At 61.5% G+C, this 13,979-nt stretch carries 14 protein-coding genes; 1 reads left to right on the top strand and 13 read right to left on the bottom strand.

The features are described from left to right. Genes FFM53_RS02905 through yajC form a run of 3 tightly spaced genes read right to left on the bottom strand, consistent with a single transcriptional unit; the run spans position 1 to position 3,325 of the window. The gene (locus FFM53_RS02905; protein ID WP_003539009.1) at positions 1 to 387 is read right to left on the bottom strand and encodes an Mth938-like domain-containing protein; all 387 of its coding nucleotides are present in this window, start codon (positions 385 to 387) and stop codon (positions 1 to 3) included. Between the two features lie 4 nt (positions 388 to 391). Then, a complete protein-coding gene (secDF, locus tag FFM53_RS02910; protein ID WP_138391114.1) occupies positions 392 to 2,932 on the bottom strand; it encodes a protein translocase subunit SecDF in 2,541 nt (846 codons plus the stop codon). 45 nt (positions 2,933 to 2,977) lie between these two features. Further along, the gene (yajC, locus tag FFM53_RS02915) at positions 2,978 to 3,325 is read right to left on the bottom strand and encodes a preprotein translocase subunit YajC (RefSeq protein ID WP_003539006.1); all 348 of its coding nucleotides are present in this window, start codon (positions 3,323 to 3,325) and stop codon (positions 2,978 to 2,980) included. 310 nt (positions 3,326 to 3,635) lie between these two features. Between yajC and FFM53_RS02920 the strand changes: the two genes are divergently transcribed. Beyond that, positions 3,636 to 4,508 carry an ATP-binding protein gene (locus FFM53_RS02920; RefSeq protein WP_138391115.1) on the top strand — a complete coding sequence of 291 codons (873 nt, stop codon included), beginning with the start codon at positions 3,636 to 3,638 and terminating at the stop codon, positions 4,506 to 4,508. Between the two features lie 150 nt (positions 4,509 to 4,658). Here FFM53_RS02920 and FFM53_RS02925 read toward each other — a convergent pair whose 3' ends face one another. The 10 genes from FFM53_RS02925 to nagZ all read right to left on the bottom strand — a co-directional run bounded on the left by FFM53_RS02925 (position 4,659) and on the right by nagZ (position 13,877). Next, positions 4,659 to 6,260, bottom strand: coding sequence for a M23 family metallopeptidase (locus FFM53_RS02925; RefSeq protein ID WP_138391116.1), 1,602 nt, complete (start codon positions 6,258 to 6,260; stop codon positions 4,659 to 4,661). Between the two features lie 241 nt (positions 6,261 to 6,501). Beyond that, entirely contained in the window at positions 6,502 to 7,155 is a 654-nt protein-coding gene (locus FFM53_RS02930) for a protein-L-isoaspartate(D-aspartate) O-methyltransferase (RefSeq protein ID WP_138391117.1), read from the bottom strand. Further along, the gene (gene surE, locus FFM53_RS02935) at positions 7,152 to 7,925 is read right to left on the bottom strand and encodes a 5'/3'-nucleotidase SurE (RefSeq protein ID WP_017991200.1); all 774 of its coding nucleotides are present in this window, start codon (positions 7,923 to 7,925) and stop codon (positions 7,152 to 7,154) included. The genes FFM53_RS02930 and surE overlap by 4 nt, the downstream gene beginning before the upstream one ends. A gap of 4 nt (positions 7,926 to 7,929) precedes the next feature. Then, positions 7,930 to 9,213, bottom strand: coding sequence for a serine--tRNA ligase (gene serS, locus FFM53_RS02940; RefSeq protein ID WP_138391118.1), 1,284 nt, complete (start codon positions 9,211 to 9,213; stop codon positions 7,930 to 7,932). A gap of 200 nt (positions 9,214 to 9,413) precedes the next feature. Next, positions 9,414 to 10,241: a twin-arginine translocase subunit TatC gene (gene tatC / locus FFM53_RS02945; RefSeq protein ID WP_129420703.1), complete on the bottom strand. Its 828-nt coding sequence runs from the start codon at positions 10,239 to 10,241 to the stop codon at positions 9,414 to 9,416. Continuing rightward, complete coding sequence (tatB, locus tag FFM53_RS02950; protein WP_138391119.1) at positions 10,238 to 10,849, bottom strand: Sec-independent protein translocase protein TatB; 612 nt, start codon at positions 10,847 to 10,849, stop codon at positions 10,238 to 10,240. Before tatB ends, tatC begins: the two co-directional genes overlap by 4 nt. A gap of 51 nt (positions 10,850 to 10,900) precedes the next feature. Then, entirely contained in the window at positions 10,901 to 11,092 is a 192-nt protein-coding gene (locus tag FFM53_RS02955; protein ID WP_017960199.1) for a twin-arginine translocase TatA/TatE family subunit, read from the bottom strand. Between the two features lie 182 nt (positions 11,093 to 11,274). After that, positions 11,275 to 11,991: an SMC-Scp complex subunit ScpB gene (gene scpB / locus FFM53_RS02960; protein ID WP_138391120.1), complete on the bottom strand. Its 717-nt coding sequence runs from the start codon at positions 11,989 to 11,991 to the stop codon at positions 11,275 to 11,277. Beyond that, a complete protein-coding gene (locus tag FFM53_RS02965; protein WP_138391121.1) occupies positions 11,988 to 12,845 on the bottom strand; it encodes a segregation and condensation protein A in 858 nt (285 codons plus the stop codon). Before FFM53_RS02965 ends, scpB begins: the two co-directional genes overlap by 4 nt. Before the next feature lie 18 nt (positions 12,846 to 12,863). Then, positions 12,864 to 13,877, bottom strand: a complete 1,014-nt coding sequence (gene nagZ / locus FFM53_RS02970) for a beta-N-acetylhexosaminidase (RefSeq protein WP_138391122.1) — start codon at positions 13,875 to 13,877, stop codon at positions 12,864 to 12,866. Between the last annotated feature and the right edge of the window lie 102 nt (positions 13,878 to 13,979).

Here is a 13,979-nt window from a genome sequence, read left to right on the forward strand (position 1 = left end):
TCAGACCGCAATCAACGCCGCGGCGACGGCACGCTGCTCTGCGAGCATAATATTGAAGGTGCGCACTGCAGCCCCGGTGCTCATCGGATCGGAGGAGATGCCGCGCGACTTCAGCGCCAGCCTCAATTCCTCGGGCAGACGGCGAAGCTCGGTTCCGGTACCGACGAGCAGAACCTCGATATCAGCGGCCTCATCCAGCACCCGGCGAAAATTTTCAGGCGACAGCGGTTTCGACATGTCCATGTCCCAGCCATGAATGCCGGAGGGCAGGCAAAGGATCGAGCCGCGATGCGACATGTCGGCAAAACGAAAGCCGCCATTGCCGTATGCATCGATCGGAGCGCGCCCGGGGAAATGTGCGGCGCGGATTTCTATGCCTTTTGCCATGTTTTCAAACCACCGTGCCGGATTTTACACCCGCATCCGTCTTGTTGCTCTCTTCCCCGTCGGGAGCCTCCGGCCGCAGCCGGAAGACGATCAAGACAGGAGCGGCGATATAGATCGAAGAGAAGGTGCCGAGAGCGACGCCGAAGAGCATCGCAAAGGTGAAGGAACGGATGACTTCACCGCCGAAGAGAAAGAGCGCCAGCAAGGCGATCAGCGTCGTCGCCGCGGTCAGAACGGTGCGCGACAGCGTCTGGTTGATCGAAGCATCGATCAGGATCGGCAGCGGCATCTTCTTGTATCGCTTCAGATTCTCGCGCATTCGGTCGTAGACCACGACCGTATCGTTCAGGGAATAACCGACGATGGTCAGCACGGCGGCGATGCTCGTCAGGTTGAACTCGATGCCGGTGAGGACGAAGAGACCGAGCATGATGATGACATCGTGCAGCGTGGCAATGATGGCGCCGACCGCGAATTGCCATTCGAAGCGGATCCAGATGTAGATGAGGATCGCCGCAAGTGCTGCAAGCACGCCGAGCGTCGCCATCATCGTCAATTCGCCCGAGATGGCGGGGCCGACGACCTCGACGCGGCGAAAATCATAATCTTCCTGGAGCTCGCCGCGCACCAGCGTCGCCGCCGACTGCTCGGCATTCTCGCCGCCGCCCTGGGATGCGATGCGGATCCGCGCGTTCGACGGGCCACCGGTGCGCTCGACACTGACATCGCCGAGATTGAGATCATTCAGACGCGAGCTGAGATCGGCGATGTCGGCATTGCCCTGCTTTGCCGTCACCTCGATGAGCGAGCCGCCGGTGAAATCAATGCCGAGATGCAGGCCGACGGTGGCAAAGGCGGCCATGGCGATCAGCGAGATGACCGCCGACGCCGTAAAGACATAACGGCGGATCCCCATGAAGCGGATATTGGCGTGTTCGAAAAGATGCGTCAGCACGCTCTTCGGCAGATGCCGGGGATGGCGCCTTCTCAACCAGACGGCAACGATCGAGCGCGTCAGCGTGAATGCCGTGAAAACGGTCGTCAGGATGCCGACCGCAAGCGTTACCGCGAAACCGCGGATGGATTCGCTGCCGAGGAAGAAGAGGATGATGGCGGCGATGAAGATCGTCACATTGGCGTCGACGATCGTTGCGAATGCGCGCGAGAAACCGCGACCGACGGCCTCCGCAAAGGAATGGGTGGTTTTTTCCTCTTCGCGGATTCGCTCATAGATCAGAACGTTCGAATCGACCGCCATGCCGACGATCAGCACGATACCGGCAATCCCTGGCAAGGTGAGCGTCGCGCCGATAAGGCTGAGCACCGCGACGATGAGGATCAGGTTGAGGAAGAGCGATGCGACGGCGATGATGCCGAGGATGCGATAGAGCGCGATCATCAGTGCCGCGACCAATACGACGGCGACGAGGCCGGCGACGAGGCCGTTGAAGATAGAATCGGCGCCGAATCTCGGGCTGACGCTGCGTTCCTCAACGCTGGTGAGCGTCGCCGGCAAGGCGCCGGCCCGTAGCATGATCGCAAGGTCGCGGACGCCATCCTCGGAGAAGTTTGCCGAAATCCGGCCCTCGCCGCCGGTGATCGCCGCATCGATGACCGGTGATGACATCACCTGGTCGTCAAAGACGATGGCAAGGTGCTTGCCGATATTCTGCCCTGTCGCCTGCGCCAGCCGCTGCGTGCCTTCGGCATCGAGACGGTAGGCGATCGAGGTATCCTGCGTCTGTTGATCGACGACAGGCTCGATATCGACCATGTTGCTGCCGGTGATGAAAGCCGTGCGGTCGACGAGATACGGTACCGGCGGATCGTCAAGCGAATAGAGCACCTGCGATGTCGTCGGCCAGCGGCCGTTCAGCGCCTCCTGCCCCGACATGCTTTCGTCGATCAGATGAAAGGAAAGCTTGGCCGGCTGGTTCAGGATATTCTTCAGCCGCTCCGCATCGATTGATCCCAGCACCTGCACGACGATGCGGTCGGCGCCATCGGGGCGAACGAGGAAATTATCATTGCCCAATCCGGCGATGCGGCGGCCAACGATATCGAGCGAGCGGGTCCGGGCGGAAGCGACGTCAGCGGTAATGCCGGCGTCGGAAATCTGCAGCGAGAGCTGCCCCTGGTCACCCTGCTGCAGGGCGACATCAGGTCGCGAATGTCCGCCAGCCGTCGTCAAAGGCTTCAGGAGATCGACCGCCGCCTGTGTCTGGGCCGCATCGGTGATGCGGACGGTGACGGTCTGGTCATTGCCGGTCAGTCCGGTATAGCGGATGCCGGCGCCGCGCAGCGCGTTGCGTACATTGGCGACCACCTCTTCCAGGCGGTCTCTGACGATATCGGAGCGCTCGACCTTCAGAACGATATGCGAGCCGCCCTGCAGGTCGAGACCAAGCACTACGCGGTCGTGCCGCAACCAGTCCGGCAGGGAGGATCGCTGCGCCTCGGTCAGCAGATTGGGCGCAGCGATGACGATGGCCGCAAACGCGGCCAGCCAAATCAGAAGTGTTTTCCAGCGGGAAAAATGCAACATTCTCTCGACGATCTTCCGATCCGGCGGTCCTGCCGTTATCGCTTGTTACGCCGCGTCGGCCTTGACCGGTTCACCCTTGACGCGAATTTCGGAGATGCCGCTGCGGACGATGCGCACGCGCACGCCGTCAGCGATCTCGACTTCGACTTCCTTTTCGTCGATCACCTTGGTGACCTTACCGACGAGGCCGCCACCGGTGACGACCTGGTCGCCGCGACGGATCGCCTTCAGGGTTTCCTCACGCTTTTTTGCCTGTGCGCGCTGCGGACGGATCAGCAGGAAGTACCAGACGACCATCAGCGGCACGAACAGGATGATCATTTCGAAACCGGAGCCGCCGAATCCCGTTGCGGTATCGGTCGCGCTCTGGGCGAATGCCGGGGTGATGAACATGCTAAACTCCTCAGGCTTGGGCGGCGGAACTCCGCCTCTCTTTTCAGGTTGCCGGACTATAGTTACGGCTTCGATGAATGCAACAGAAACAGCCGGAAACAGTACCGATTCCGCTGCCTCATAACCTTTCCGCATTCAAAACGCCATGCTAAAGCGCGTCGCATCGAACTTGATCGATGCGACGCGCTTTAGCTCTTTTGTTTTCAAGCATGTCGTTATCCCGGAACCGCTCCACACTTCCGGGCGACATGCATTAGCGGCATCGAAAGATCAAAGCGGATTGCCGCAGTGAGAAATCAGGAGGCCACCGATGACCGAGGAAATCAACACAGCCCTGCTTACCGAGCTGAAACGGCTCGCAGACGCCGTCGAGCGTCTTGCCGGACCGGCACCCGCCCTCAACGACTGGGATGCTGCCGACTGTTTCGTCTGGGCGCCACTGCGCCAGCATCTGCAGCCGGTCAGGAGGCCGAACCGGGTGGCGTTGACGCTCATCCGCGGCGTCGATCACGTGCGCGACATCCTGCATGAGAATACGGTGCGTTTCGCCGAGGGGTATGCGGCCAACAATGTGCTGCTCTGGGGCGCGCGCGGCATGGGCAAATCCTCACTGGTCAAGGCCGTGCACGAGGATGTCAGGCGCGAAAACAGCGCCTTACTGAAACTGGTCGAAGTCCATCGTGAGGATATCGCCAGCCTTCCCAATCTGCTCGACCTCTTGAAGGACACGCCGTACCGCGTGATCGTCTTCTGCGACGATCTCTCCTTCGATCACGACGATACCGCCTACAAGTCGCTGAAGGCGGCACTCGACGGCGGCGTCGAAGGGCGGCCGGATAATGTGCTCTTCTACGCCACCTCCAACCGGCGCCATCTCCTGCCGCGCCACATGATGGAAAACGAGCAATCGACGGCGATCAATCCGTCGGAGGCGGTCGAGGAGAAGGTTTCGCTTTCCGACCGCTTCGGCCTCTGGCTCGGCTTCCACAAATGCAGCCAGGAGGACTATCTCGGCATGATCGACGGCTATGCCGATCACTTCAAGCTCGGGCTCGAACGCGACAAGATGCATGCAGAAGCGCTGGAATGGGCAACGACGCGCGGCGCACGCTCCGGCCGCGTCGCCTGGCAGTATATTCAGGATCTGGCCGGGCGCATGCGGGTTCACATCGACCGGGACTAAACATCTAAAGCGCGTCGCGCCAATCGGAATTCATGCGACGCGCTTATGCACGTCGTCCTCCCAAAACCGCCACCCACTTTTGGGCGTCATCCATCAAATGACAAAAGCCCGGCTGGCGGCCGGGCTTTTGCGTTTCCTGGTACGCTGTACCTATTCCAGGAAAGTCATCGGGTTGACCGGGGACGCATCCTTGCGCACCTCGAAATGGACCTGCGGCTGCTTGACGTCGCCGCTCATGCCGGAGACGGCGACGGTCTGGCCGCGCTGGATCTTCTGGCCGCGGGCGACGCTCAGCGTATCGGCGTTGCCGTAGACGGTGACGGTGCCGTCGTCGTGACGGACGAGAACCGTGTTGCCGAGTTCCTTCAGGCCGTTGCCGGCATAGATGACGACGCCGTTTTCGGCAGCCTTGATCGGCGTGCCCTGCGGTACCGAAATGTCGATGCCGTCATTGCGGTTGCCGTTGACGTTGGCGCCGTATGAAGCAATGACCTGGCCGCGCACCGGCCAGCGATATTTGCCGATGCCGGTCGATTCCGGCGCGGCGGAGCTGACGTCCGACTTCTTCTCGACATCGTCGACGGTCTGAGTGGCGGCGGGTGCCTTATAGGGCGCGGGCTGCACGGAAGCCGTCTGCTGGGCAGCCGCCGGCTGGGTCGGCTTCGGATCGACCTTCTCGGCCGGGATCGAGGCGGTCTTGATATTGTCGGCGGTGCCGTTCGGGATCTTCAGAGCCTGACCGATGCGGAGCGAGCTGGCCGAAAGATTGTTGGCAGCCTTGAGGTCATCGACATTGCTACCGGTCGCCTTGGCAATCTTTGCCAGGGAATCGCCTTGCTTGACGACATAGGTGCCGGCAGGCGCCTTCGGATCCTTGCCAGCGCCGGCGGGAAGTTTGCCGGTGACATCGCCACTCGCCAGCGTCTTGTCGCGGGCGGAATTGGCGCCCGGAACGACGGCGACGTTCTGCTCAGGCGCCTTCGGCGCCGGCATCTTGCCGGGCTTGGAAAGGTCAGCCGCCTGCGATGCCGCCTTGGCGGCATTGCCGCCGTTGAAGGTCGGGATCAGGATCGCCTGGCCGGGCTGAGCGGCAGATGCCGTCTTCAGAGCATTGACGCGCAGGATTTCCTTTTCCGGTACGCCGAAACGCCTGGAGAGCGTGGCGATGCTTTCACCCGGACGCAGCGTCACCGACGGAGCGTTGGTCGCGGACCAGCCTGAAACCTTCGGCGTCGTGCCTGTCGTCAGCGTATCAGGCGTCACCTTCGGCGCAGCCGGCGCCACCAATCGGGGCCTTTCGGCCTGCGGCGCAGCTGGGAAAGGCTGGGCGAGCGCAACTTCCTTTTCCCGCTGCCGGGACGGAGCAACGGCCGTCGGCGCGGCCAGCTCTGAACGCTGCACCGAGACCGGCGCGGAAGCGAGACGTGCGCTCGAACTCGACGTGCGGGTCGGATCGTAACCCTGGCGTGAGGGATAAGGCTGGTTCAGCGCGTCATTGCCGCCGCCGTAGCCCGACTGGCTGGCAACGGCCGAGCTGCTAAGATCGGCGCGCGGCACCGGATCGCCCTGAGAACCGTTCATATTCCTGCGCGGAATGGAACTTGTGGTGATCTGGTCCTGCCCGGAGGAGGAAAACAAGCCGCCAAACCGTGTCACATCGGAACTGCAGCCCGTTGCGGCACTTGCCAGCAGGCTAACAACCAGAAGATTACCGGCCGACTTCCCGAACTTTGGCGAAAGACTGAAACGCATGACTCGACCCACTGAGAACGCAACCATTTGTGAGTCTATTAAAACGCGTTAGTATTACCACGCAGTTAAGATGCTGGAATCAGTGCGATTTTTTTGAGAAGTTGATAACCATAGCTTACGGGCGAAAAATCGCAGTGTGCTGAGCATGATGCCGAAAAGTCTTAGCGGTTCTCGGACGAGATCATGCGCGCTCTTTTCCGATGGCAAATCTCAGGGCTGTCCGGCCTGAAATCATCCACGTCTACAGCAGCGAGGCAAGACGCGGAACGATCGGCAGATAGGGCGCTTCAAACAGTTCCTCGCGTTCGAAACGGCTGCCGGTTTTCGTCAGCCGCACCATCCGACACTCGTTCTCGGAAATCATCAGCGGCGCGATCATCGAGCCGCCGGAAACGAGCTGGTCGGTATAAAAGCGCGGCATCGCGTTGAACGCCGCCGTCACCAGGATGCGGTCGAAGGTGCCCTCACCCTGCATGCCGGCGCTGCCGTCGGCCTGGCGGATGACGACGTTGCGCAGACCAAGCGATTCCATGCGCCGCTGCGCGGCTGATGTCAGCGTCTTGTAGCGATCGATGGACAGAACACGCTCGGCCAGGCGGCCCATCACGGCGGCGGTAAAGCCACTTCCCGTGCCGATCTCCAGGACGCGCTGGCCGGGCTTGAGCTTGAGGTGATGCAGGATGCGGACGGCAAAATCGATACCCTCGAGGAAGGAACCGCATTCGATCGGGATCGTCCGGCTCGAATAGGCGTCGTCGGCGAATTGCGGCGGCACGAACAGCGAGCGCTGCGTCTGCTCGACCGCCGTCAGCAGATCGAGGTCGGAGATGCCTTCGGCACGCAATCTGAGGACGAGCGCAGCAAAGCCCTCCTTCTCCGCCAGTCTTGCCGTCAAACTTGTGCTCCGTATCCCAAGGCCCGCGCCACGCGGTCCGTTACGGAATAATCGGTCAGATCCAGTTTCAAAGGCGTTACCGAAATCTTGTTATGCTTCAGGGCGTGAATATCGGTGCCTTCGACGAAGGCGCCGGCGCGTTCGCCAAACTTCAGCCAATAGTAGGGAAAGCCCCGGCCGTCGGAGCGGGCATCGACCTGCAGATTGAAGGCGAGCTTGCCCTGCATGGTCACCTCGGCGCCGTCGACCTCGTCGGGACGGCAGTTCGGAAAATTGAGATTGAGGAACGTGCCCTCCGGCAGGTCCAGGACCATCAGCTTTTCCAGAAGAGCCGGCGCATGCGTCTCGCAGACCTCCCAGGGCACGATGCGTGCACCGTCCTCATAGAGGTAGGCCTGGCTCAACGCGAAGGAGCGCACGCCCTGCATCGTGCCTTCGATGGCGCCGGCGATCGTGCCGGAATAGGTCACGTCGTCGGCAACGTTCGAGCCCGAATTGACGCCTGACAGGACGAGATCCGGCTTGATGTCCATCACCTGCCTGATGCCCATGATGACGCAATCGGTCGGCGTGCCGCGCAGGGCGAAATGCTTGTCGGAAATCTTGCGCAGCCGCAAAGGTTCGGAAAGGCTCAGCGAATGGGCCAAGCCGCTCTGGTCGGTCTCGGGCGCCACGATCCAGACATCGTCGGACAGCGTGCGCGCGATCCGCTCCAGCGCGGCAAGACCTTCGGCGTGAATGCCGTCGTCATTCGTAAGCAGGATGCGCATCGCCTCAAGCCGCCCGTTCGATCTTGGTCAATCCGCCCATATAAGGCAGCAAAACGTCCGGAATCGTGACCGAACCATCCTCGTTCAGATAATTTTCAAGGATAGCGATCAGGCAGCGGCCGACCGCCGTGCCGGAACCGTTCAGCGTATGGACGAACCTGTTGCTCTTGTCGTCCTTGCCGCGGTAGCGCGCATTCATTCGCCGACCCTGAAAATCGCCGCAGACCGAGCAGGAAGAGATCTCACGGAAGGCATTCTGTCCCGGCAGCCAGACTTCGAGATCGTAAGTCTTGCGCGAGCCGAAGCCCATGTCGCCGGTGCAAAGCGTCATGGTGCGGAAATGCAGGCCGAGGCGCTTCAGCACTTCCTCGGCGCAGGCGGTCATGCGTTCATGTTCGGCAACGGCGCTCTCGGCATCGGTGATCGAGACGAGCTCGCATTTCCAGAACTGATGCTGGCGCAGCATGCCGCGCGTATCGCGGCCGGCGGAGCCTGCTTCCGAACGGAAGGACGGCGTCAGCGCGGTAAAGCGCAACGGCAGCTTATCCTGGTCGAGGATTTCCTCGCGCACCAGATTGGTCAGCGTCACTTCGGCCGTCGGGATCAACCAGCGTCCATCCGTCGTCCTGAAGAGATCCTCGGCGAATTTCGGCAGCTGGGCAGTACCATAGACGGCCTCGTCGCGCACCATCAGCGGCGAACTGACTTCGGTATAGCCGTGCTCGCTGGTGTGGAGATCGATCATGAACTGGCCGAGCGCGCGCTCGAGCCTTGCGAGCGGCCCGGTCAGAACCGTGAAGCGCGAGCCGGAGAGCTTGGCGGCGCGCTCGAAATCCATATAGCCGAGCGCTTCGCCGATTTCGAAGTGCTCCTTCGGTGGTTGGTTCCAGCGCGGCTTTTCGCCGACGGTGCGGGTGACGACATTGTCATGCTCGTCCTTGCCGACCGGGACGTCGTCGAAAGGTATGTTCGGGATGCGCGAGAGCGCGTCGTTGAGTTCGGCTGTCAACTGCCGGTCCTCTTCCTCGATCGCCGGCAGCAGGGTCTTGAGTTCAGAGACCTCCGCCTTCAGCTTCTCGGCCAGCTCGCTATTCTTCTGGGCCATCGCCGCGCCAATCTCCTTGGAGGCGAGGTTGCGGCGGGACAGCAGGTCCTGCGCCTTCTGCACGGCGGAGCGGCGCTTTTCATCGAGGGCAACGAGACTTTGGGCAAGAGGCTCGGCACCGCGCTTGGCGAGGGCGGCATCGAGCGCTTCGGGATTCTCACGGATCCATTTGATATCGAGCATCGTCGTTCCAGGTCGTTGCAACAGAGGTGGCCCGGCCAAAGCCTGATCGGGCCTCGACCGGATGTTACAGCGCCGCCCTGTCTTTTCAGACGCGCAAAGGACACCGCAACACTTTGAATTGCTGCCTAATTCCTTAAACCGTTTCGGATTTAGGGACTATGCAGTCGACGGCGTTCATGAAGGGATTTCCTGATCGCAGCTCAGACGCTGTCCGTCTTGGCAACGTCTGCGGATCCGGTTTCCTTTTCGACCGCCTGCCGGGCACGCTGGCGCTCCACGAGTCGCGCCGCATAGATGGAAATTTCGTAGAGAATGATCGTCGGTATCGCAAGGCCGATCTGGGACATCGGGTCCGGCGGCGTCAGCACGGCGGCGACGACGAAGGCGAGGACGATGGCAAATTTGCGCTTTTCGGCGAGCCATTGCGACGTCAGAAGACCGACACGGGCGAGCAACGTGGTGATGACAGGCAGCTGGAAGACGAGGCCGAAGGAGAAGACCAGCGTCATGATCAGGCTCAGATATTCCGAGACCTTCGGCATCAGCGAGATTGCTATCTCGTCATGACCGGGCGCCTGCTGCATCGACAGGAAGAACCACATGACCATCGGCGTGAAGAAGAAATAGACGAGCGCGCCGCCCATCAGGAACAGGACCGGCGAAGCGATCAGGAACGGCAGGAAAGCCTGACGCTCGTTCTTGTAGAGGCCGGGCGCCACGAACTTGTAGACCTGGGCGGCGATGATCGGGAAAGCGACCACAAGGCCGCCGAACATCGCCACCTTGACCTGCGTGAAGAAGAATTCCTGCGGCGCGGTGTAGATGAGCTGGGCCTTCTCGACGTCGAGATTAGCCCACTGGACCGCCGTCTTGTATGGGATGACCAGATAATTGAAGAGATTCTTGGCAAAAAAGAAGCATGCGATGAAGGCGACGAAAAACGCGCCGATCGACCACATCAGCCGCGTGCGCAGCTCCATCAGGTGCTCGATCAACGGCTGCGGCTTGTCTTCGATATCACCGCTCATGCCTCGTCCTTCTTTGTCTGCGCAGGCTTCTTCGGCGTTGCAGGCTTCCTGACCGCCGTCGTGCGTTTCGGCTTTTCCACAGGCACGGCAACGGCGGCCGCAGCATCGACCTGGTCGGCAGGCTTGACGCGCGGCTTGCGCACAGCCTTCGGCCTGGCCGCAACCGTATCAGCTTGCACAATCGCTGCGGCGACCGGTTCCGACGGCGCAGGTGTCGCTACCAATGGCGGCGTTTCCGGCAAGCTCATCGACGGCGTCGGGGCTGCGACAGCATCGGGAGGCACCTCGGTCTTGTTTTCCGTGACCGTGGTCGCCTTCTGCAGGTCGGCCTTGATCTCGTTGCCCATCTGGCGGAGCGGGTTCATCGCCTCGCGCAGACTGTTGACCGGGTTGAGCTTCTGGGCGTCGCTGATCGTCTGGCGGACATCGTCAAGCTCGGCTTCGCGCAACGCTTCATCAAACTGCGCACGGAAATCACCCGCAACCTTGCGGGCGCGCTGCGTCATCTTGCCGAAAGCGCGCAGCATCGGCGGCAAATCCTTGGGACCGACGACCACGATCAGTACGACCGCGATGACCAAAAGCTCGGTCCAGCCAATATCGAACATGCAAGGCTCCTGGACGGGAAGCGCGGGGGCTGCGCTTTTTCCCGGACTTGGTTACTTCGTTTCGTCGGCCTTGTGATCGACGGTCTTTGCCGTATCCGGCGCGTCTTCGTCCGTCATGCCCTTCTTGAAGCTCTTGATGCCCTTGGCAACGTCGCCCATCAGTTCCGGAATCTTGCCACGACCGAACAACAACAGCACGATGACCAGAACGATCAACCAGTGCCACATGCTAAAACCACCCATTACGCTAACTCCCTGTTTCTATGTTCCCACGATGTAAGGATTTCCGACACCGTTTCCAACATCACGCCCTTTGAACTGCGCTTAATGTCACGGTATCGCCCTTTATGACAAGCCATTGACCCGCCGAAAAGTGCTGGCTCCATTGTTTTCGCCATGCATGGCAAAAGCAAGACGCAAGCCCCTCAATCTTCAGAGGTGCCGCGTGGCGCCAGCAACCCCAGTTCCTCGAGGTCCATCTGGGTGATCGGGTCTTCGTCCTCGGTCAGTTCGTCGTTCATCAACGGCGAGGGAATATTGAAGTTTGCCGGAATGCGGCCCGACAGCAAGCCCGCTCCCTTCAACTCTTCGAGACCGGGCAGGTCACGCAGCTCTTCGAGACCGAAATGATCGAGGAAATCGCGTGTCGTGCCCAATGTCACCGGCCGGCCCGGCGTGCGCCGGCGACCACGGAACCGAACCCAGCCAGCTTCCATCAGCACGTCGAGCGTGCCGCGCGAGGTCTGGACGCCGCGGATATCCTCGATTTCGGCACGCGTCACCGGCTGGTGATAGGCGATGATCGCCAGCACTTCCAGTGCGGCGCGCGAAAGCTTCTTCACCTCATTGTCATCACGGCGGATGACGAAGGACAGGTCGGCGGCAGTGCGGAAGGCCCATGCTCCTTCGACCTGCACGAGATTGACGCCGCGCGGCGCATATTGCTCCTTCAGGCGCAGCATGATCGCATGCACGTCGGTATTCTCAGGCAGGCGCTCGGCGAGGAAGCCTTCGGAGACCGGCTGCGAGGAGGCGAAGACCAGCGCCTCGGCGATGCGCTCGGCCTCGATCTCGGCCTGCAGGTCGCGGCTCCTGTCTTCGAAATTGCCTTCGAAATCCTCTTCGCCCTTCAGATCGATCAAGCCGGCCGCTCCTGTTCGACCACCTGCAGCGTGGCATGTTTCGGACCGCGGCGCATGTATATCGGCTGAAAGGCGCCGTCCTGGCGGATTTCGAGTTTGCCCTCGCGCACCAGCTCCAGCGAGGCGGCAAAGGCGCTGGCGATTGCCGTGACGCGTTCTTCGGGCGCTGCGAGATACCGCAGCAGATAATGCTCCATCGCCGTCCAGTCAGCGACCTCGCCGATCATCTGGGTCAGCAGCTCGCGGGCATCGGTCAGCGACCAGACGGTGCGCCGCTCAATCGTCACCTGGGTGACGGCGTGGCGCTGGCGTAGCGCCGCATAGGCGGTCAGGAGATCGTAAAGGCTCGCCGCATAAGCGGATTGCTGGCGATCGGGAATATGCTCGGGCGCGCCGCGCACGAAGATATCGCGGCCGAGGCGATTGCGGTTGACGAGGCCGTCTGCAGCCTGGCGCATAGCTTCGAGGCGTTTCAGGCGGAAGGCGAGCGTTGCCGCCAGCTCCTCGCCGGAAGGGCCGTCATCCTTGGCCTGCTGAGGAATGAGCAGCTTCGACTTGAGATAGGCAAGCCAGGCTGCCATGACGAGGTAATCGGCGGCAAGCTCGATGCGGATACGCCGGGCGCTTTCGATGAACAGCAGATATTGCTCGGCGAGCGCCAGCACCGAAATGCGCGACAGATCGACCTTCTGGTTGCGGGCGAGATAGAGCAACAGGTCGAGCGGACCTTCGAAGCCGGCGACGTCGATCACCAGCGCCGGCTCGTGGCTGGCGCGCTCAGCTCCGTTATCCTGCCACAGCTTGTCCATCGGCGTTGCCGCCTGTGGACGTTCCGTGCCCTTGACCGTGTTCACCTAGCTGCTCCCTTACGATCAGACCGTCGCAAACATCGCTTCGAATTCCGCCCTCAATTCCGCTTCATCGGCGGTATCCGGCGCCGCGAAGCCTGCTTCCACCGCTTTTGCGCGGGCAAGCGATATGCCGGCAAGCGACGGAACATTTGCCACGACATCTAACATCTCGTCCATATTACCGTTGCAATGCAGCACGATATCGCATCCGCCTGCAATGATATTCGCCGCACGTTCACCGATCGTGCCAGCAAGAGCGTTCATCGAGCTGTCGTCGGAGAGCAGCAGACCGTTAAAGCCGATGTGCTCGCGGATGATGCCGTCGATCACCATGCGCGAGGTCGTCGCCGGATTGTCCGGGTCGATGACGGCGAAAACGACGTGGCAGGTCATGGCCATCAACTCGTCCTTCATTGCGACAAAGGGCGGGAAGTCATGGAGCTCCAGCTCATCGCGCGAGACGGTGACGACAGGCAGCTCCAGATGTGAATCGGCAAAGCCGCGACCGTGGCCGGGCATATGCTTCATCACAGGCAACAGGCCGCCGGCCTTCAGCCCCTCGGCAGCCGCCCGGCCCATCGCGATGACGGTCTGCGGATCGCCACCATAGGCGCGGTCGCCGATGACGTTGCTGCTGCCCTCGACCGGCACATCAAGCACTGGCAGGCAATCGACATCGATGCCGAGGCTCGAAAGATCGAAGGCGTGCAACCGCGACATCAGCCAGGCGGCGCGCAGGCCGAGTGCGCGATCGCGGCGATAGAGATCGCCGAGCGCATGGCCGGAAGGATAACGCGCCAGGACGGGTGGGCGGATGCGCTGGACGCGGCCGCCCTCCTGGTCGATCAGCACCGGCGCATGCCAGCCGACGCTATCGCGCAGTTCGGCGACGAGATCGGCGATCTGCCGTGCTTCGGAGATGTTGCGCCCGAAGAGGATGAAGCCCCAAGGTCGCTCGCCCCGGTAAAAGGCTTTCTCTTCGGATGTGAGGGCAAGGCCGCTGCAGCCAAGGATCATCGCTTTTGATTCGGTCATATCCGAATCATAGACCGCGCCCGGCCAAATGCGAGCAAGGTCGGGCGCGATGCACAAAAAAGAGCGGCGGACCGATCCGGCCCGCCGCTCTTATATTCAAAG

The organism is Rhizobium indicum, from assembly GCF_005862305.2.
Taxonomy (GTDB): domain Bacteria; phylum Pseudomonadota; class Alphaproteobacteria; order Rhizobiales; family Rhizobiaceae; genus Rhizobium; species Rhizobium indicum.

Excerpts from the sequence above, each read along its gene's own strand:
- surE (WP_017991200.1), bottom strand. The coding sequence starts at position 7,925 with ATGCGCATCCTGCTTACGAATGACGACGGCATTCACGCCGAAGGTCTT.
- nagZ (WP_138391122.1), bottom strand. The coding sequence starts at position 13,877 with ATGACCGAATCAAAAGCGATGATCCTTGGCTGCAGCGGCCTTGCCCTC.
- FFM53_RS02920 (WP_138391115.1), top strand. The coding sequence starts at position 3,636 with ATGACCGAGGAAATCAACACAGCCCTGCTTACCGAGCTGAAACGGCTC.
- secDF (WP_138391114.1), bottom strand. The coding sequence starts at position 2,932 with ATGTTGCATTTTTCCCGCTGGAAAACACTTCTGATTTGGCTGGCCGCG.
- yajC (WP_003539006.1), bottom strand. The coding sequence starts at position 3,325 with ATGTTCATCACCCCGGCATTCGCCCAGAGCGCGACCGATACCGCAACG.
- FFM53_RS02925 (WP_138391116.1), bottom strand. The coding sequence starts at position 6,260 with ATGCGTTTCAGTCTTTCGCCAAAGTTCGGGAAGTCGGCCGGTAATCTT.
- FFM53_RS02955 (WP_017960199.1), bottom strand. The coding sequence starts at position 11,092 with ATGGGTGGTTTTAGCATGTGGCACTGGTTGATCGTTCTGGTCATCGTG.
- tatB (WP_138391119.1), bottom strand. The coding sequence starts at position 10,849 with ATGTTCGATATTGGCTGGACCGAGCTTTTGGTCATCGCGGTCGTACTG.
- serS (WP_138391118.1), bottom strand. The coding sequence starts at position 9,213 with ATGCTCGATATCAAATGGATCCGTGAGAATCCCGAAGCGCTCGATGCC.
- tatC (WP_129420703.1), bottom strand. The coding sequence starts at position 10,241 with ATGAGCGGTGATATCGAAGACAAGCCGCAGCCGTTGATCGAGCACCTG.
- FFM53_RS02905 (WP_003539009.1), bottom strand. The coding sequence starts at position 387 with ATGGCAAAAGGCATAGAAATCCGCGCCGCACATTTCCCCGGGCGCGCT.